The organism is Streptodolium elevatio, from assembly GCF_040649515.1.
Taxonomy (GTDB): Bacteria; Actinomycetota; Actinomycetes; order Streptomycetales; family Streptomycetaceae; genus Yinghuangia; species Yinghuangia elevatio.
Map to the genome: position 1 here is coordinate 1 of NZ_JBEZFP010000169.1, position 19,228 is coordinate 19,228.

General features: G+C 70.9%; 15 protein-coding genes. 9 read left to right on the forward strand and 6 right to left on the reverse strand.

The genetic code is table 11. From position 1 onward, the window contains the following. Positions 1-62: 62 nt before the first annotated feature. The 4 genes from dxs to AB0C36_RS38330 form a co-directional block, all read right to left on the reverse strand. Positions 63-2,033 carry a 1-deoxy-D-xylulose-5-phosphate synthase gene (gene dxs, locus AB0C36_RS38315; RefSeq protein ID WP_358363381.1) on the reverse strand — a complete coding sequence of 657 codons (1,971 nt, stop codon included), beginning with the start codon at positions 2,031-2,033 and terminating at the stop codon, positions 63-65. 142 nt (positions 2,034-2,175) lie between these two features. Further along, on the reverse strand, positions 2,176-3,486 hold the full coding sequence (locus AB0C36_RS38320; protein WP_358363383.1) for a sugar ABC transporter permease: 1,311 nt from the start codon (positions 3,484-3,486) through the stop codon (positions 2,176-2,178). Then, positions 3,483-4,460, reverse strand: a complete 978-nt coding sequence (locus tag AB0C36_RS38325; RefSeq protein ID WP_358363384.1) for an ATP-binding cassette domain-containing protein — start codon at positions 4,458-4,460, stop codon at positions 3,483-3,485. The genes AB0C36_RS38320 and AB0C36_RS38325 overlap by 4 nt, the downstream gene beginning before the upstream one ends. Before the next feature lie 9 nt (positions 4,461-4,469). Next, a complete protein-coding gene (locus tag AB0C36_RS38330; RefSeq protein ID WP_358363386.1) occupies positions 4,470-5,597 on the reverse strand; it encodes a substrate-binding domain-containing protein in 1,128 nt (375 codons plus the stop codon). Between the two features lie 186 nt (positions 5,598-5,783). Between AB0C36_RS38330 and AB0C36_RS38335 the strand changes: the two genes are divergently transcribed. After that, positions 5,784-6,236, forward strand: a complete 453-nt coding sequence (locus tag AB0C36_RS38335) for a hypothetical protein (RefSeq protein ID WP_358363388.1) — start codon at positions 5,784-5,786, stop codon at positions 6,234-6,236. A 124-nt stretch (positions 6,237-6,360) separates the two neighbouring features. On the opposite strand, the gene acnA is transcribed toward AB0C36_RS38335, so the two are convergent. Then, the gene (acnA, locus tag AB0C36_RS38340) at positions 6,361-9,072 is read right to left on the reverse strand and encodes an aconitate hydratase AcnA (RefSeq protein ID WP_358363390.1); all 2,712 of its coding nucleotides are present in this window, start codon (positions 9,070-9,072) and stop codon (positions 6,361-6,363) included. A gap of 255 nt (positions 9,073-9,327) precedes the next feature. Here acnA and AB0C36_RS38345 point away from each other — a divergent pair, with 255 nt between their 5' ends. From AB0C36_RS38345 to AB0C36_RS38365, 5 genes are all read left to right on the forward strand, one after another. Beyond that, positions 9,328-10,344, forward strand: coding sequence for a Gfo/Idh/MocA family protein (locus tag AB0C36_RS38345; RefSeq protein WP_358363391.1), 1,017 nt, complete (start codon positions 9,328-9,330; stop codon positions 10,342-10,344). A gap of 77 nt (positions 10,345-10,421) precedes the next feature. Then, positions 10,422-11,879 carry an MDR family MFS transporter gene (locus tag AB0C36_RS38350; RefSeq protein ID WP_358363392.1) on the forward strand — a complete coding sequence of 486 codons (1,458 nt, stop codon included), beginning with the start codon at positions 10,422-10,424 and terminating at the stop codon, positions 11,877-11,879. Between the two features lie 295 nt (positions 11,880-12,174). Then, positions 12,175-13,317: a PP2C family protein-serine/threonine phosphatase gene (locus tag AB0C36_RS38355; RefSeq protein ID WP_358363393.1), complete on the forward strand. Its 1,143-nt coding sequence runs from the start codon at positions 12,175-12,177 to the stop codon at positions 13,315-13,317. Positions 13,318-13,373: 56 nt separating this feature from the next. Then, positions 13,374-14,183, forward strand: coding sequence for an MHYT domain-containing protein (locus tag AB0C36_RS38360; RefSeq protein WP_358363395.1), 810 nt, complete (start codon positions 13,374-13,376; stop codon positions 14,181-14,183). Between the two features lie 83 nt (positions 14,184-14,266). Next, entirely contained in the window at positions 14,267-14,638 is a 372-nt protein-coding gene (locus tag AB0C36_RS38365; protein ID WP_358363396.1) for a PH domain-containing protein, read from the forward strand. A 40-nt stretch (positions 14,639-14,678) separates the two neighbouring features. On the opposite strand, the gene cds1 is transcribed toward AB0C36_RS38365, so the two are convergent. Then, positions 14,679-15,800 (reverse strand): L-cysteine desulfhydrase Cds1, encoded by a 1,122-nt coding sequence (gene cds1 / locus AB0C36_RS38370; RefSeq protein ID WP_435839198.1) that lies wholly within the window; start codon positions 15,798-15,800, stop codon positions 14,679-14,681. A gap of 212 nt (positions 15,801-16,012) precedes the next feature. On the opposite strand from cds1, the gene AB0C36_RS38375 reads away from it, so the two are divergent. The 3 genes from AB0C36_RS38375 to AB0C36_RS38385 all read left to right on the forward strand — a co-directional run bounded on the left by AB0C36_RS38375 (position 16,013) and on the right by AB0C36_RS38385 (position 19,160). Further along, complete coding sequence (locus AB0C36_RS38375) at positions 16,013-16,513, forward strand: SigE family RNA polymerase sigma factor (protein ID WP_358363399.1); 501 nt, start codon at positions 16,013-16,015, stop codon at positions 16,511-16,513. 97 nt (positions 16,514-16,610) lie between these two features. Continuing rightward, positions 16,611-17,645 (forward strand): hypothetical protein, encoded by a 1,035-nt coding sequence (locus AB0C36_RS38380; protein ID WP_358363401.1) that lies wholly within the window; start codon positions 16,611-16,613, stop codon positions 17,643-17,645. A 195-nt stretch (positions 17,646-17,840) separates the two neighbouring features. Further along, positions 17,841-19,160, forward strand: a complete 1,320-nt coding sequence (locus AB0C36_RS38385; RefSeq protein WP_435839199.1) for a DUF2252 domain-containing protein — start codon at positions 17,841-17,843, stop codon at positions 19,158-19,160. Positions 19,161-19,228 lie beyond the last annotated feature (68 nt).

Below are 19,228 nucleotides of genomic sequence, written 5' to 3' on the forward strand. Positions count from 1 at the left end.
TACGGGTGATTCGCCCGTACGCGCCGACTGCCTCGAACCAGATCCACCGCCCCCGTGCGCCGCTACGACGCGCGCTGCGCCGCCTCGTCGTCCGGGGCGACCGGCGGGACGGGCGGGACCGGCTGCACCGGCGAGACGCCGAGCCGCGCGACCTCCTCGACGACCTTGCGCGAGATGTCCTGCGCGTTCAGCCCGATGCGGGCCAGGATCACCCCGGGCTTCGCGTGGTCCAGGAACTCCTGCGGAATGCCGAAGTCACGCAGCGGGACGTCCACCCCCGCGTCGCGCATGGCCTGCGCGATCGCCGAACCGACGCCGCCCGCGCGGCCGTTGTTCTCGATCGTGACCACGAGCCGGTGGCGGGCCGCCAGCCCAGGCAGCTCCGCGTCGACCGGCTTGACCCAGCGCGGGTCCACGACCGTCGACACGATGCCCTGGTCCGCGAGCCGGTCCGCGACCTGTACGCCGACCTCGGCCATCGCCCCGACCGTCACGATCAGCACGTCGCCGGTCTCGCCGCCGCCGTTGCGCTCGGGACCCGTGCGCCGCAGCACGTCCATGCCGCCGATCCGGCCGACCGCGGCGACCTCGGGACCCACGATGCCCTTGGCGAAGCGCACCACGGTCGGTGCGTCGTCCACCTCCAGCGCCTCGCGCAGCTGCGCGCGCACCTGTGCGGCGTCGCGCGGCGCCGCGAGCCGCAGCCCGGGCACCACCTGCAGGATCGACATGTCCCACATGCCGTTGTGGCTGGCCCCGTCGTCACCCGTCACACCGGCCCGGTCCAGGACGAACGTCACACCGCACTTGTGCAGCGCGCAGTCCATGAGGACCTGGTCGAACGCCCGGTTCAGGAACGTCGCGTACACCGCGACCACCGGGTGCAGGCCGCCCAGCGCGAGACCCGCGGCCGAGGTGACCGCGTGCTGCTCGGCGATGCCGACGTCGAACGTGCGGTCCGGGTAGGCCGCGGCGAACTTGTGCAGGCCGACCGGGATCATCATGGCCGCGGTGATACCCACCACGTCCTGCCGCTCGGCCCCGACCTTGACCATCTCGTCGGCGAAGACCGAGGTCCAGGACGCACCCGCCGCCTTCGCGAGCGGCAGGCCGGTCTCCGGGTTGATGACGCCGACCGCATGGAACTGGTCGGCCTCGTCGTTGCGGGCCGGGTCGTAGCCGCGGCCCTTCTGGGTGAGGGCGTGCACGATGACCGGGCCGCCGAAGCCACGTGCCCTGCGCAGCGCCTGCTCGACCTGCTCGGTGTCGTGCCCGTCGACCGGGCCGATGTACTTGAGGCCGAGGTCCTCGAAAAGCCCCTGCGGGGCGACGAAGTCCTTCAGCCCCTTCTTGGCGCCGTGCAGGATGTCGTACACCGGGCCGCCGACGACGGGGGTGCGCCCGAGGACGCCCTTGCCCCAGTCGAGGAACCGCTCGTAGCCGCGCGTGGTGCGCAGGGTGGCGAGGTGGTTCGCGAGGCCGCCGGTGGTCGGGGCGTACGAGCGCTCGTTGTCGTTGACGACGATGATCACCGGGCGGTCCTTGGCCGCCGCGATGTTGTTGAGCGCCTCCCAGGCCATGCCGCCGGTCAGCGCGCCGTCCCCGATGACCGCGACCACGTGCCGGTCGTCGAGGCCGCGGACCTGGTACGCCTTGGCGAAGCCGTCCGCGTAGGACAGCACCGTGGACGCGTGCGAGTTCTCGATGACGTCGTGCTCGGACTCGGCCTGGCTCGGGTAACCGGAGATGCCGCCCTCCTGACGCAGGGCGGTGAAGTCGTGGCGACCGGTGACGATCTTGTGGACGTAGCTCTGGTGGCCGGTGTCCCACAGGATCTTGTCGCGTGGCGAGTCGAATACGCGGTGCAGCGCAAGGGTGAGCTCCACTACCCCCAGGTTGGGGCCGAGGTGGCCCCCGGTCCTGGACACGGAGTCCACCAGGAATTCGCGGATCTCGCCTGCGAGCACGGTGAGCTGCTCGGGAGAGAGCGCCTTGAGATCACGGGGTCCTCGAATGCTCTCCAGCAGGCCCACCCGTACCTCCTCAATCGGTCTGTCGCGGTCCTCGCCCGTCCCCCGGGCGGGAAACGCACTTATCGAGTCTAGACGCGAGAAAGGCCGCGCCTGGTTCGCCCCGGCGGACGGGCGCGTCCGGAAGAGGTGGCGATACCTGGCGTCAGGCCCGGCCGCTGGCCTTCTGGCTGCGCCGGGACACCGAGTCGAGGACCACGGCGGCGAGCAGGACGGCACCGGTGATCATCAGCTTGACCGAGGAGTCCACGGACTGCAGGTCCATGCCCGACGAGATCGACCCGATGACCAGCATGCCCAGCAGTGCGGAGTACGTGGACCCGCGGCCGCCGAACAGGCTCGTGCCGCCGATGACCGCCGCCGCGATGGCGTTGGTCAGGACGTCGCCGGTGCCGGTGCTCTGGCCCGCCGAGACGATGCGGGACGCCGCGAAGACGCCGCCGAGCGCCGCCATGCCGGAGCAGATCATGAAGACCGAGATGCGGACGAACGTCACGTTGATGCCGGCGCGCCGGGCCGCCTCGATGCCCCCGCCGACCGCGTAGATCTGCCGACCGTAGCGGGTGCGGCGCAGGATGATGTCGCCGACCACCACGAAGGCGAGGAAGATCACCAGCGCGAGCGGCGTGCCGTACCACTGGTTGAGGACGTACGCGACGGCGAACGCGATGATCGCGAGGATCGCGGTGCGCAGCGCGAGGTCCTGGATCGGGATGACCGGCAGGCCGGCCTTGGCCCGCCGCTCGTGCTCCAGGTAGCGCGTGACGGCGTAGATCGCCACGAGGACGCCGGCGATGGCGTAGCCGACCGCGACGTACTCGAAGTAGTAGCTGGTCAGCTTGTGGATGGTGCTGTTGTAGCGCAGGTTGATGGTGCCCTGGTCGCCCAGGATGTAGAGCTGGAGGCCCTGCCACCCGATCAGGCCGGCGAGGGTCACGACGAACGCGGGCACGCCGATCTTCGCGAAGAAGAAGCCGTGCAGGAGGCCGATCAGCACGCCGACCACGACGGCTGCGATGATCGCCTCGACGTCGCCCCAGCCGTGCTTGATGTTGAGGACGGCGAGGACCGCCGAACTGACGCCGCTCACCGAGCCGATCGAGAGGTCGATCTCGCCGAGGAGCAGGACCCAGACGATGCCGACCGCGATGAGCCCGGTCGAGGCGATCTGGATGGAGAGGTTCGAGAGGTTCTGCGCCGACAGGAAGCGGTCGTTGAGCGACTGGAAGACGATCCAGATGACGATGAGGCCGAAGATGACCGGCAGGGAACCGAGTTCGCCGCCCTTGACGCGGCGCTTGAACTCCGAGAAGTAGCCGCTGAAGCCCTGCTGGCGCATCACCAGGCGCGGGTCGACCTGGGCGACCGCGGCGGCCGGCGGGACGACCGCCCCGGCGGGCTCGGGCTGCTCGGGCTGGTTCCGCGTCGAGCCGGTGCCGGTGTCCTTGTCGCTCACAGCTGCTCACCCCTGTCCTGCGCGCCGCCGCTCTGTTCGCCGCCGCCCTGTTCGCCCCCGTCCTGCCCGCCGCCGCCTTGCTCGCCGCTCTTGCGGGCCTGGCGCCGCGACACCGCGTTGTCCGTGGCTCCGGTGATCGCCGCGAGGAGTTCCTCGCGCGTGACCGTGCGTACGTCGAACACCCCGTTGTTGCGGCCCAGCCGCAGCACCGCGATGCGGTCCGCGACGGCCAGCACGTCGTCCATGTTGTGGCTGATGAGGATCACGCCGAGGCCGCGCTCGCGCAGGCGCTCGATCAGGTCGAGGACCTGCGCGGTCTGCTCGACGCCGAGGGCGGCGGTCGGCTCGTCCAGCATCACGACCTTGGGCTCGCCGAGCAGCGAGCGGGAGATCGCGACGGTCTGCCGCTGCCCGCCGGACAGCGACGCGACGGGGATGCGCACGCTGGGGATCTTGACCGACAGGGTCGTCAGCAGCTCGGTCGCCTGCTTCTCCATGCCGACCTCGTCGAGCAGCAGCCCGCGGCGCAGTTCGCGGCCGAGGAAGAGGTTGGCGACGACGTCGAGGTTGTCGCACAGCGCGAGGTCCTGGTAGACGGTCGCGATGCCGAGGGACTGCGCCTCGTGCGGCCTGGGGATGGCGACCTGGCGGCCCTCCCAGGTGATCCGGCCGCCGTCCGGCGGCCCGACGCCCGCGATCACCTTGATGAGCGTCGACTTGCCCGCGCCGTTGTCGCCGACCAGTGCGACCACCTCGCCGGGGTGCACGTCGAGGTCGACGTCGCTGAGCGCCTGGACCGCGCCGTACCGCTTGGAGACGCCGCGCAGCGACAGGACCGGGGCGCCGGCGCCGCGCGCCTCGCCGGGGTTGCCGCCGGAAGTCCCGCGTGGGGTACCGGCGTCGCCTGCACTGCCGGGCTTGCCCAACTTGCCGGGCTCACCGGAGTCACCGGGGGTGCCGAGAGTGTCCGTCATGTCCGCCTCCTAACCCAGGCCCGCGGTCTTGCACGCGGCCGCGTACTCGGGCGTGCAGATCTCCGAGACCGTGTAGTAGGGCTTCTTCGCGACGGTGTCCTTGACGTTGTTCCTCGTCACCGGGACGGGGGTGAGGATCGTCGCGTCCACCTCGACGGTGCCGTTGTCCTTCTTCTGGTCGGCGCCCTCGAACTTCTCGCCGATCGCGGCCGCGATCGCCATGCCGGCCGCCGTCTCGGCCTCCGGCTGGTACGGCTTGAACACCGTCATGTACTGGTCGCCCGAGATGATCCGCTGGATCGCGGCGAGTTCGGCGTCCTGGCCGGTCACCGGCGGCACGGGATTGAAGCCCGCCGCCTTGAGCGCGGCGATCGACCCGCCCGCCATGCCGTCGTTGGCCACGTAGACGCCGACCACTTTGCCGGGGCCGCCGAGGGCCGTGATGGCCTGCTCGGTCTCCTCTTGGGCCTTGTTGTTGGACCAGTCGGGGGTGTCGTACTCGCGCCCGATGATCACCTGGCCGTCGAGGGCCAGGTGCGCGCCGCGTTTGTACTCGCCGGCATTGGGGTCGGTGGGCGAGCCGTTGATCATGATGATCGGCGCCCGCTTGGCGTCGCCGCCGCGCTTGATCGCCTCCAGCAGCGCCTCGCCCTGCATCTTGCCGACGGTCTCGTTGTCGAACGAGACGTAGCCGGTGATCGGGCCTTCGGCGAGGCGGTCATACGCGATGACCGGGACGTTCTTGGACTTGGCCGAATTGACGATCGCCGCCGCGGCCTTGGTGTCGACGGCGTCGAGCACCAGCACGTTCACGCCGTTGGTCAGCATCGCCTCGGCCTGCTGCTGCTGGGTGTTGGTCTGCTGCTGGGCGTTGGCGTACTGGACCTCGCACTTGGGGCACAGCTCGTTGACCTTGGCCTCGAAGAACGGCTTGTCGAACCGCTCGTAGCGCGCCGTCTTGTTCTCCGGCAGCAGCAGCCCGACCTTGAAGCCCTTGTCGACGGTGAGTCCGGTGCCGCCACTGCCACCGCCCTGGTCGGCCTTCTCGGCCTGCTTGGCCTTGCCGCATGCGCCCACGCCGAACACGAGGGCCGCGGCGATGCCGAGCACCGCCATCGGTCGAAGCACCGTCTTCACGTGGGCCTCCTGAAAACGAGGGGTTTCCGAGGAGGCCCTTGCCCGGCATCGGCTACGAAGAGTTACAAATAGGACTTATTCCACCCGTTTGGTGGCGTCCCACCTGGCCTGACAGCACATGGTCACGACTCGTCCACACAGAGCCTGCGTACCCAAGTACGCAGGCTCTGTGCCATGATCGAACATGTGAGCGAATCCAGGTCCGATGCCACCCCCCGACCCGCCTGGGAGCAGCCCGGGCGCTTCGAGCGGGCCGCCGCGGGCCGGACCGGGCAGGACGGGGTCGTACCGCCCGGGTGGCCGCACGGGGTACGCCCTCCCGGCGCACCCGACTGGGAGCGGACCGCCGTCGCCTGGCTCTACGACCTGTGCCCGCCGGGCTACCGCCGCCACGACGTCCTCCGGCGCCACCCGCCCCTGCTCGCCCGGATGGCCCGCCAGCACGTCGAGGCGGCGCTCCAGGCGGCCCGCCACGGCTACGGCACGGCCCGGGCCGACCTGCGCGACGTCGACGCCCACACCGTCGAGGCCGTCATGCGGATGTACGAGTACGAGGGCTCCAAGACCGCCGCACTGGAACGCGAAGTCCGCCTCGTCGAAGAGGCCTTGCAGGGCAAACGCTGGAACCCCCGCCTCTGACCGGCGCGTTCGCCTGCACGGCAGGCGGAAGGGCCGCCTCCCCGGGGTGGGGAGACGGCCCTTTCGGTGTCGGTGCGGCGGGACTGCTCAGTTGCTCAGCCGCTCAAGTGCCCGTGCGGATCGGTCACTTGCCGACGAGCGAGCGGAGCACGTACTGCATGATGCCGCCGTTGCGGTAGTAGTCGGCCTCGCCCGGGGTGTCGATGCGGACGACGGCGTCGAACTCGACGCCGGTGTCCGTGGTCACCTTGACCGTCTTGGGCGTGCTGCCCTCGTTGAGGGCCGCGATTCCGGTGAACGAGAAGGTCTCCGAGCCGTCCAGGCCCAGCGAGTCCGCGGTGTGGCCGGCCGGGAACTGCAGCGGGATGACGCCCATGCCGATCAGGTTGGAGCGGTGGATGCGCTCGTAGGACTCGGCGATGACGGCCTTGACGCCGAGCAGCGAGGTGCCCTTGGCGGCCCAGTCGCGCGACGAGCCGGAGCCGTACTCCTTGCCGGCCAGGACGACCAGCGGGATGCCCGCGTCCTGGTAGTTGACGGAAGCGTCGTAGATCGTGGTGACCGGGGCGTCGGACTGCGTGAAGTCCTTGGTGAAGCCGCCCTCGGTGCCCGGCGCGATCTGGTTGCGCAGGCGGATGTTCGCGAACGTGCCGCGGATCATCACCTCGTGGTTGCCGCGGCGCGAGCCGTACGAGTTGAAGTCCTTGCGCTCGACGCCGTGGTCCGCGAGGTACTTGCCGGCGGGGCTGTCGGCCTTGATGTTGCCGGCCGGCGAGATGTGGTCGGTGGTGACCGAGTCGCCCAGCTTGGCGAGCACCCGGGCGCCCGCGATGTCCGCGACCGGGGTCAGGTCCATCGTCATGCCCTCGAAGTACGTGGGCTTGCGCACGTAGGTCGAGTTCGGGTCCCACTCGAAGGTGTCGCCGGTCGGCACCTCCAGCGACTGCCAGCGGTGGTCGCCCGCGAACACGTCGGCGTAGGACTTGGTGAACATGTCCTGGTCGATCGAGGACGCGACGGTGTCCGCGACCTCCTGGTCCGACGGCCAGATGTCGGCCAGGTAGACCGCCTTGCCCTCGGAGTCGACGCCGAGCGGCTCGGTGGTGATGTCGAGGTCCATCGAGCCGGCGATCGCGTACGCCACGACCAGCGGCGGCGACGCCAGGTAGTTCATCTTCACGTCGGGGTTGATACGGCCCTCGAAGTTGCGGTTGCCGGACAGCACCGACACGGCAGCCAGGTCGGACGCGTTGATCGCGGCGGAGACCTCCTCGGGCAGCGGGCCCGAGTTGCCGATGCAGGTCACGCAGCCGTAGCCGACCAGGTTGAAGCCCAGCTTCTCCATGTACGGAGTGAGGCCGGCCTTCTCGTAGTAGTCCATGACGACCTTGGACCCGGGGGCCAGCGTGGTCTTCACCCACGGCTTGACGGTCAGCCCGCGCTCGACGGCCTTCTTGGCGAGCAGCGCGGCGCCGAGCATGACCGACGGGTTCGAGGTGTTGGTGCACGAGGTGATCGAGGCGATCACGACGGCGCCGTGGTCGATCTCGTACGTCTTGCCGTCGGGGGCCGTGACGGTCGTCGGCGCGGTCGGGCGCACGCCGTTGGCCGGCGCGTCGGAGGCCGGGAAGGACTCCTTGCCCGCCTCGTCCACGTCCTTGACGTAGTCCGGCAGCGCGGCTCGGAACTTCGCCTTGGCCTCGGTCAGCACGACGCGGTCCTGCGGGCGCTTCGGGCCGGAGATCGAGGGCACGACGGTGGAGACGTCCAGCTCGATGTACTCGGAGTACTCCGGCTCGACCGCCGGGTCGTGCCAGAGGCCCTGCTCCTTGGCGTACGCCTCGACGAGCGCGAGCTGCTGCTCGGGACGGCCGGTCAGGCGCAGGTAGTTGATGGTCTCGCCGTCGATCGGGAAGATCGCGCAGGTCGAGCCGAACTCCGGCGACATGTTGCCGAGCGTGGCGCGGTTGGCCAGCGGTACGGCGCCGACGCCGTCGCCGTAGAACTCCACGAACTTGCCGACCACGCCGTGCTTGCGCAGCATGTCGGTGATCGTCAGCACCAGGTCGGTGGCGGTGACGCCGGGCTGCAGCTTGCCGGTCAGCTTGAAGCCGACGACGCGCGGGATGAGCATCGAGACCGGCTGGCCGAGCATCGCGGCCTCGGCCTCGATGCCGCCGACGCCCCAGCCCAGCACGCCGAGGCCGTTGACCATCGTGGTGTGCGAGTCGGTGCCGACGCAGGTGTCCGGGTACGCCTGGCCGTTGCGGACCATGACGGTGCGGGCCAGGCGCTCGATGTTGACCTGGTGCACGATGCCGGTGCCGGGCGGCACGACGGCGAACTCGTTGAACGCGGTCTGGCCCCAGCGCAGGAACTGGTAGCGCTCCTTGTTGCGGTCGTACTCGATGTCGGTGTTGATCTCGAACGCGTCCCGGCGGCCGAAGACGTCCGCGATGACGGAGTGGTCGATGACCATCTCGGCGGGCGCGAGCGGGTTGATCTTGGCCGGGTCGCCGCCCAGCTCCTTGACCGCCTCGCGCATGGTGGCGAGGTCGACCACGCACGGTACGCCGGTGAAGTCCTGCATGATCACGCGGGCGGGCGTGAACTGGATCTCCTCGCTCGGCTCGGCGTTGGGGTCCCAGCCGCCGAGGGCGCGGATGTGGTCGGCGGTGATGTTCGCGCCGTCCTCCGTGCGGAGCAGGTTCTCCAGCAGGACCTTCAGGCTGTAGGGGAGCCGGGCGCTGCCCTCCACCTTGTCCAGCTTGAAGATCTCGTACGACTCGTCACCCACGTTCAGCGTGGTGCGGGCGTCGAAGCTGTTCGCGGACACGACTGCTCCTATCTCGGTTCCACGGCCGGCACCCTGAGCGGCCGGCGGCGGGGGCCCTACGGTTTATCTTGACGTCGAGACAACTCTACTCTACGCGTCCCCTGCTGTGCCCCTACCCCCGTTGCCGTGTGTCACCAGGTCCGAACCGGGGCAGAACCGCTCCCGAGCCGGGCCCGCGGCGGCTCGGAGGGGCGTGCCAATGCGGGAGGTGCGCCCTACGATGCGCGCACCGGGCCACACCATCAGGGGGCTGCCATGGAACGGATCCGCATCGGCGTGCTGGGGGCGGCGCGCATCGCGCCGACCGCGCTGACGAAGCCCGCACGGCTGATCCCGGAGGTGACGGTCGCGGCCGTCGCGGCCCGGGCCCCGGAGCGGGCCGAGCACTTCGCGCGGCGCCAGGGCGTCCGTACCGTGCACCGCACCTACGCGGACCTGCTGGCCGACCCGGACCTCGACGCCGTCTACATCCCGCTGCCCAACGGGCTGCACGCCGAGTGGGCGGTGCGCGCGATGGAGGCCGGCAAGCACGTGCTGTGCGAGAAGCCGATGACGTCCAACGAGGCCGAGGCGCGCGAGGTCGCGGACGCCGCGAAGCGCACCGGGCGCGTGTGCATGGAGGCGTTCCATTGGCGCTACCACCCGGTCGCGCGGCGCATGCGCGAGATCCTCGACGAGGAAGAGCTGGGGGCGGTCCGGCACGTGTCCGCGTCGATGTGCTTCCCGCTGCCGGCCTTCGGGGACATCCGCTACAACTTCGCGCTGGCCGGCGGCTCCCTCATGGACGCCGGCTGCTACGCGGTCAGCGCGGTACGCCACCTCTCCCCCGCGCCGTCCGCCACCGAGCGCATCGAGGTCGCCGCGGCCCGCGCCACCACGATGCGCCGCGACCCGCGCGTCGACCGCGCGATGGACGCGACCCTGGCCCTGCCCGGCGGCGCCACCGCGACCGTGCACAGCTCGCTGCTGTCGCGGCGCGTCTTCGCGGTCAACGCCAAGGTCGTCGGCGAACGCGGCGAGATGACGGTCACCAACTTCGCCGGACCGCACTACTGGCACCGGTTCTCGGTGACGGTGGACGGCCGGAAGCGGCGCGAGCACCTGGGCCATGCGGCGAAGACGTCGACGTACCAGTACCAGTTGCAGGCGTTCGCGGACGCCGTGCTGCGCGGACGCCCGCCGCTCACCCCCGCGGAGGACTCCGTCGAGACGATGCGACTCATCGATGCGATCTACCGCAAATCCGGCCTACCGGTCCGCGGCACGGTGTGAACACGCGACGTCACAGCACGAGTTGACACATCCGAGGGGGCGGACATCGACGGCTCGCTGAGGTAGAACGTGTTTCCGTGAAGCACCTCAGCGAGCTGAACCAGAAGGCCGTCGTCAGCGTGGTCTTCGTGGCCGCGATGTTCATGACCGTGTTGGACTCGACGATCGTCAACGTCGCCATCCCGGCGATCGCCGACGACTTCTCGACGTCGCCCGAGTCGGTGGGCGGCGTCAACGTCGGCTTCCTGGTCAGCCTCGCGGTGTCCATATCGGCGGCCGGCTGGCTCGGCGACCGGTTCGGCCAGAAGCGGGTGTTCCTGTTCGCGCTGGCGGTCTTCACCGGCGCGTCCGCGCTGTGCGGCCTCGCGCAGGACCTGCCGCAACTCGTCGGGTTCCGGGTGCTCCAGGGCATCGGCGGCGGGCTGCTCACCCCGGTGGGCATGGCGATGATGTTCCGGACGTTCCCGCCCGCCGAGCGCATGCGGGCGTCGCGCGTGCTGATCATCCCGACGGCGCTGGCCCCCGCCCTCGGCCCCATCATCGGCGGCCTGATCGTCGACCACTCCTCGTGGCACTGGGTGTTCTACATGAACGTCCCCTTCGGCGCGGCCGCGCTGCTCTTCGGCGCGCTCTGCCTGCACGAGGAGAAGCAGCCGGACGTCGGCCCGTTCGACCTCCCGGGCTTCCTGCTCGCCGGCACCGGGCTGGCCTCCGTGCTCTACGCCCTCACCGAGGGCGCGCAGGAAGGCTGGACGTCGCCGCTGATCCTGGGCGCCGGGATCGGCGGCCTCATGATGCTCGCGCTGCTCGTGGTCGTGGAGTCGCACACCGAACACCCCATGCTCGACCTCGGGCTGCTGCGGAACCGCCTGTTCCTGACCTGCACGATGGTCACGGTAACCTCGTCCGCGGGCTTCCTGGGCACGGTGTTCGTGCTGCCCATCCTGATCCAGCGGGCGCGCGGGCTGGAGGCCACCGACAGCGGCCTGACCACGTTCCCCACCGCGATCGGCATCATCCTCGCGACGCAACTGGTCTCGCGGTACTACGCGAAGGTCGGGCCGCGCCGCCTCACCGCGTTCGGACTCGCCGGGACGGCCGTGATGATCGCGCTGCTGACCCGGATCGGTCCCGAGACCGACCTGTGGTGGGTACGCCTCGACCTGTTCCTCACCGGCTTGTTCCTCGCCCACGTCTTCATGCCGGCCCAGACCGCCGCATTCGCCGCGATCCCGCTGCCCCGCATGGGCGCCGCTTCCACGTTGTTCAACGTACAGCGCCAACTCGGCGCGGCGGTGGGCGTCGCGGTGCTCGGCAGCGTCCTCAGCGGCGTCGGCATCTTCGCCGCCACCCCGCAGGGTCCGCGTCCCGAATACTCCGCCTACCACTGGGCCTTCGCGGCCGCCGCGCTGATGGCCGCGGTCGGTGTGGTGTTCGCGCTGCTGATCCGCGACCGCGACGCCGCGTCGACGATGGCCAAGCCGGACGCGGCCCCGAGCACGGTGGAGAAGGACGCGGCGGGCCGCAGCGCGTAGCCGAAGGGCGAGCCGCGCCCACGCCGCCGAACCCGTTCGGGGCCTGCCCGTGCCTCCTGTCGCACGGCCGGGCGGCCTCCCCCCGGAGGGCCGAAATCGCCCTGACCCGGGGGCTGATCAGGCGGGTGACCTCACCCCATAGGGTGACCGTGTGACGCGGCAAGAACTCGATCTGTGCACGGATGACGCACCGTCAGCCGACCGGCGAACCGGAGTCGGGCGGACGGCGCCGGGCGCCTCCGGACCGGGCGGCAAGCCCTCCCTGCCTGCGTGGCTCCGGCGCAACCGCTCGGCGGTGCGGATCGGCGCCGCGGCGTACGGCGTGCTCCTCGCCCTGTTCTGCGCGGGCCTGTTCGTCGACGACTCGATGCCCGGTGCGGTGGCACTCGGCATCGTGCCGCCCGCGTTCGCGGCGCTGTGCCCGCCCTGGGCCGTCGCCCGGCTCGCCGCGGTCGCCGCCCTCGGGGCGACGTACCTGACGACCGCGTACGACGACGCCGGACCGGGCACCAAAGCCATCCACCTCGGCGTGGTCGTCGGCCTCGGCGCGGTCGGCGTCTGGGCCTCGGCGACGCGCGTGCACCACACCCTCCAACTGGGCCAGGCGCGTTCGGCCACCCTGATCCTGCAGCGCACGGTCCTCGAACCGATACCCGCCGACCTGCCCGGCTACGAGGTCTCCGCGCTCTACCTGCCCGCGGACCTGGAGACGAAGGTCGGCGGCGACCTGTTCGCCGTCGTACGGTCGCGGCACGGCATGCGCGTGCTCATGGGTGACGTGCGCGGCAAGGGAATCGGCGCCGTCACCACCGCCGCGACGCTCATGGCGTGCTTCCGCGAGGCGGCGCACTACGAGCCGAGCCTGCCGGGCCTGGCCGCGCGCCTGGAGGAGCGCATCGCGCAGATCGACGAGGAGAGCGCCGGCCCGGCCGACGAACGCTTCGCCACCGCCGTGCTGTTCGCCTTCGACGACCCGACCCACCTGCGCATGCTGTCGTGCGGCCACACCCCGCCGATCCACCTGCGCGGCGGCCGGGCCGTCGAGTTGGAACTGCCGATCAACGCGCCGCCGCTCGGCACCGCCTCGCTCTACGACGAAGTCGAGTACGCCGAGTACCGCGTCAGCTATGTCCCCGGCGACGTCCTGGTCGTGGTGACCGACGGCGTCACCGAGGCCCGCGACTCCGCCGGGCGCTTCTACCCGTTCGGCGAGCGCCTCATCCGCTGGAGCCACCACGGCTCGCAGCGCATCGCCCACGAACTGATCACCGACGTGACGATCCACACCGGCGGCCGGCTGCACGACGACGCGGCCGTCCTGGTGGTCCGCAAGTCCCACGTGGACGCGGCCGGTGGCCCCGATGCGGGGCTCGACCCGGACACCGACCCGGATCCCGGCACGAACTCCAAGGCTGACCAGGTCGCGGACGTCGCCTGACCCACCCGGCCCCTGCCGCGGCCGCGTTCCCGCAACGTCCCCGGAAAGGCCCGTCCATGGGTCAGATCAACCAGTTCGACGAGGGCCTCCTCACACCGGTCGCCGCGTACGCGATCTCCTGCGTCGGCGCGGTCCTCGGTCTCGCCTGCACGACGCGCGCGCACGCGGCGGCGGCCGGGTGGGCGCGCCGACGCTGGTTCGCGCTGGGCGCGTTCGCCATCGGCGGCACCGGGATCTGGGCCACCCACTTCGTCGCGATGCTCGGCTTCGCGGTCGAGGGCACGCCGATCCGCTACGACGTGCCGCTGACCCTCGCGAGCCTCGCCGTCGCCGTCGTCGTGGTCGGCGCGGGCCTCGCCGTCGCGGCGCACGACACGGGCCGCGTCGCGCTGTTGGCGGCCGGCGGCGCGGTGACCGGCATCGGGGTCGCCACGATGCACTACGTGGGCATGGCCGCACTGCGCATGCGCGGCCATGTGTCCTACGACCCCGCCACGGTCGCCATCTCGGTCGGCGTCGCGATCGTCGCCGCCACGCTCGCGCTGTACGCCGCCCTCAACATCCGCACGCCCGGCGCCAGCCTGGGCGCCGCTCTCGCGATGGGCGTCGCCGTCGGCGGAATGCACTACACCGGCATGACCGCGGTCTCGGTCGAGGTGGACGCCCACAACTCCCCGCTGAGCGGCGCGGAGACCTCGCACCTCCTCGCACCGCCGGCCGCCGGCCTGACACTGTGCACGATCGCCGCCCTGTGCATGGTCGGTTGGCGCCCCCACCCCGACGAGGACGAGACACCGGCGCGGGCCGACGCCCCCGCCGAACCCCCCGGCCCCGTCACCATCGAACGCGTACCGCCCCCGAGTTGACCCCTCCGACCGTTGGGTTCGCGGTCCGGTGCTCATAGGCTGGCGGAGAGACGTCGCCGTACGGCGAGGGGAAAGAGGGGGCAATGAGTTCGAACATCGCATTCGACCGGCGCGAGCAGTTGGAGAAGATCCAGAGCGGGCTGCTGCCCGGCGAGCAGGTGCTCGCGGTCTACGACGCCAAGGGGACCGGAACGGGGTTCATCGGTCTCACGGACCGGCGGGCCATCCTGCAGGACAACTCGTTCGTGGGGAAGAAGATCGCCCTGACCTCGATTCCGTACTCCAAGATCAGCAGCGTCAGCATGGTCACGAACAAGTCCTTCGCGGGGTCGTTCTTCAGCTCCAGCGAAGTGGCGATCCACGTGGGCACGCAGACCTACCAGATAGAGATGCGCGACGACCAGAAGGGCCGCCACGTCCACGACTTGATCCTGCACTACATCATGGCCGCCTGAGCCGGGGCCGGGCGTCGCGCGCGGGCGTCGGGCGGGCCCGTCAGGCGTCCCCGCCCGCGGCGGGCGCCTGCCAGCGGCCGGTCTTGCGCAGCCGGTCGATGGTCTCGGTGAACGGCGTGATGTCCAGGCCCTGTTCGGCCAGCCAGGCGTCGGAGTAGTAGGAGTGCGCGTAGCGGTCGCCGCCGTCGCACAGCAGCGTCACGATGGATCCCGCACGCCCGGACTCCCGCATCTCGGCGACGAGTTGGAGCGCGCCCCACAGGTTCGTGCCGGTGGAGCCGCCCGCCTTGTGGCCGGTCAGCCGGTGCAGGTGGCGCATGGCGGCGATGGAGGCGGCGTCCGGCACCTTGATCATGCGCTCCACCACCTCGGGGATGAAGCTGGGTTCGACGCGCGGTCGGCCGATGCCCTCGATGCGTGAGGCGGCGTTGACGGTGAAGTCGGGTTCCTCGCGCGTCCAGCCGTCGAAGAACGCGGAGTTCTCCGGGTCGACGACGGCGAGGCAGGTGTCGTGGCACTGGTAGTGCACGTAGCGGCCGATGGTGGCGCTCGTGCCGCCGGTGCCGGCGCCGACCACGATCCAGGTCGGTACGGGGTGCCGCTCCTGGGCCATCTGACCGAAGATCGACTCGGCGATGTTGTTGTTGCCGCGCCAGTCCGTGGCCCGCTCGGCGTACGTGAACTGGTCCATGTAGTGGCCGCCGGTCTCGGCGGCGAGGCGGCGTGAGACGTCGTACACCGTGGCCGGGTCGTCGACGAGGTGGCAGGTGCCGCCGTAGAACTCGATCAGCTCGATCTTCTCGGGGCTGGTCTTCTTCCCCATGACGGCGATGAACGGCAGCCCGAGCATGCGCGCGAAGTAGGCCTCCGAGACGGCGGTCGAGCCGGAGGACGCCTCGATGACCGTGGTGCCCTCGCGGATCCAGCCGTTGCACAGGCCGTAGAGGAACAGCGAGCGCGCGAGGCGGTGCTTGAGGCTGCCGGTTGGGTGTGTGGACTCGTCCTTGAGGTACAGGTCGATGCCCCACTCGGGGGGCAGCGGATAGACCAGCAGATGGGTGTCCGCGGACCGGTTGGCGTCCGCGTTGACCTTGCGGACGGCGTCGCTGACCCAGCTGCGGGTCCGCGTACAGACACGGTCGACATCGGTACCCACGTGCACTCCTCGATCAAATGTGATCAATCTGGCATCAGAGTACGTCGTACTCCGGTCAACCCCGGCGAAGCGGTCCGACAAGAATCTCATCGGTGCTCCGCACGGCGCCGCCGGACGCACCGGCCGGAAATTCTCGCGCGCAACGTGTGACGCGCCGGGACCCACGTCGCGTCGTACGGGTTGGAAGCACGGTCAGCGCGTACGACAAGGACCACCAGATGTCATCAGATCCGGACGAGTTCCTCGAATTCGCCACGGCCCGGAGCGGGCAGCTCTTCCGCACCGCTTGGCTGCTGTGCGGCGACTGGCACCTCGCCGAGGACCTCGTCCAGATCACGCTGGGCAAGCTGTACCGGTCGTGGCGGCGCGTCCGCCTGGCCGACAACCTGGACGCCTACGCGCGCACCGTCCTGGTCCGCAGCTACCTCTCGCACCGGCGGTTGCGCAGCAGCACCGAGCAGCCGTACGGCACCCTCCCCGACACCGCCGGCCCCGACATCGACCCCGCGCTCCGGCTCACCCTCCTCAAGGGCCTGGCCGCACTGCCGCCCAAGGACCGCGCGGTGCTCGTGCTGCGCTACTGGGAGGACATGAGCGTCGAGCAGACGGCCAGGCAGATGGGCTGCTCGGCCGGGGCGGTCCGCAACCGGTCGCTGCGCGCGCTGGAGAAACTGCGCGGCATCCTCGGCGGCGAGCTGCACATGTTCGCGGCGGCATGATGGACACCCGTGCGCAGCGCCCCGCAAGGGCGACCTCCGATTCCGTGGACGGCACGGCCCGCCGCCACCCCGCGTGCGGCCGAGAGACGGTGAACCGATGAGCCCCGAGCAAGACCCGCACGACGGCCGACCGGGGGCGGCCGACGAGTCCGCACCCAACGAGATCGCCCTCAAGCACGCCATGCACGCCGCGACACGCGGCCTGCACCCCCCGACGGCCGACCTGGTCCGCGGCGGCTTGGAGCGCGGGCGCCGCATGCGCGCGGTACGCCGCGTGCAGATCGCCGGCGCGGCGCTGGCCGTGGCGGTCGCGGCCGGGTCGGGTGCGCTGATCGCCACCACCGGCTCGCACGCGTCCGGCCCGACGGGCACCGCCCACCAGCCGCCCCCGAGCGGCCGGGAGTCGGTCCCGCCGACGTCGCCGACACCGCTGCCGCCGTCGGCCCCGCTGGCCGGCAGCGCGGCCATGAAGGTGCTGACCCTGCTGCTGCCCCCCGGCGATGTGACCGACCGCGCGTTCGACAAGCAGCCGGACAACGTCACGCGCAGCGTCACGATTTCCGCGCGCTTCTGGCCCGTCGACGGAAGCGCACCGGGCTATGTCGCCATGACCTTCGGCGAGGATGCCGCGCCGATTCCGAATCTGGCGTGCCGGCAGGACGCCCCGGTGGGCGAGTCCTGCGAACTCAGGACCCTGCCGGACGGCAGCCGCCTGCGACTCACCAAGGAGTACATGGGTCCGACGCCCCAGGGCTTCACACCGGCGGGCGGAGAGGTGATGGTCGCCACCGCGACCCTGGCACGCCCCGACAACATGATGATCTACATCCTCGCGGCCAACAGCCCCAACCCCCAGGCGTACAAGGTCTCGCCGCAGCGCGTCGATCCGGTGCTGAGCGTGGCGCAGTTGGAGGCCATCGTGACCTCCCCCGCCTGGGAGCCGCTGACCGGTCCGGGCGCGCTGCCGGACGACCCCGCGGGGGTCCCGACGTCCACGCCGAGCCCGCCGACGACCAGCGCGCCGCCGGAGACCGCCGACAAGAGTGCCGGCAAGAATCTGGACGTCCCGACCGGAGCGCCCGGCGGAGTCGCCTCCCGTTCGGTGACCACCAGTCCGCCCGAGGTCCCCTGACCGCTCCCCCGCCGACTTCCGGCGGTTGTCCCGGCGGCTGTCCCGGCGACTGTCCCGGGGGGGGGTGGCCGCGCCCCGCGTCACACGCCCTTTGGCCGCCCTTCCCCCACCCCACATCCGCCCTTTACCCGCCTGCTGGCATGCTGCGGAAAGGGCGGGGCAGCGCAAGGCAAGGCGATGAAGGAGTTGCGTGGGGTGTTGTTCGAACAGGCAGACCAGGAGCAGCGGGCCGAGCGGATCCTGGAGGTGTTCGACGCCGCCTTCGGGGAGCTGATCCAGGCCGACCCGGCGGCGTTCCGGGTCAAGTTCCGCAAGATGGCGGCCTCCGCGTTCGCCTTCTACCGGGGCACCGCGTGCCTCTACTACGCGGACCTCGACGGCGCCCCGAACCCGTTCGTCGACGAGCGCACCGACCGGGTGTGGATCCACGGCGACCTGCACGCCGAGAACTTCGGCACCTATTTGAACGCCGACGGCCGCCTGGTGTTCAACGTCAACGACTTCGACGAGGCCTACCTCGGCCCGTTCATGTGGGACGTGCAGCGCTTCGCGGCGAGCCTGGCCCTCATCGGATACGCCAAGGCGCTCAGCGACGAGCTGATCGGCGAGCTGGTGGCCGCGTACGCCCGGTCCTACCGCGCCCAGATCCTGATGCTCACCGACGACCCCGCCGGGGCGCAGACGGCGCTCACCCTCAGCACCGCGACCGGGCCGCTGCTCGACGTGCTGCACCGCGCGCGGCTCCAGACCCGGGTCGGGCTGCTGGACGAGCAGACCGTCATCGACGGCTACGACCGGCGCTTCGCGCTGAGCGGCGGCGCGTTCGCCCTGGACGACGACACGAGGAAGACGGTCCTGGAGGCGTTCGGCCGCTACCTGGCCACGACGCCCGAGACCACGCGCGCGCGGCCGGACACCTACGAGGTGAAGGACGTCGTCGGGCGGCGCGGCGTGGGCATCGGGAGTGCGGGGCTGCCCTCGTACAACCTGCTCATCGAGGGCAACACCGAGGCCCTGGAGAACGACGTCATCCTGTACATGAAGCAGGGCCAGACGCCCGCGGTGAGCCGGCACGTGACGGACCCCGACGTACGCACGTACTTCCGCCACGAGGGACACCGCACGGTCATCTCGCAGCGCGCGCTCCAGGCGCACGCGGACCCGTGGCTGGGCTACACGGACATCGGCGGGGTGGGGCAGCTCGTCGCGGAGGTGTCGCCGTACGCGAACGACCTCGACTGGTCGGCCCTCAACGAGCCGGACGACATCCGCAACGTGGTCGAGTACCTCGCGCGTGCGACCGCCACGATGCACGCCGTCGCGGACGAGGACAGCAACGGGCAGTCGCTGGTGCCGTTCTCGACCGAACACGCGATCCGCGCCGTGGTGGAGCCGGACGAAGAGGGCTTCGTGGCACACCTCGTGGAGTTCGCGCACACGTACGCCGCACGGACGCGCGAGGACCACGCCATCTTCGTCGACCTGTTCCGCAACGGCCGGATCACCGGCCTGTAGGCACAAGCAGACGCGGGGTCGGCCGGCTCCGGGCAGCAGCCCCGCCCGCGCCGCCAGTCGGACCTGGC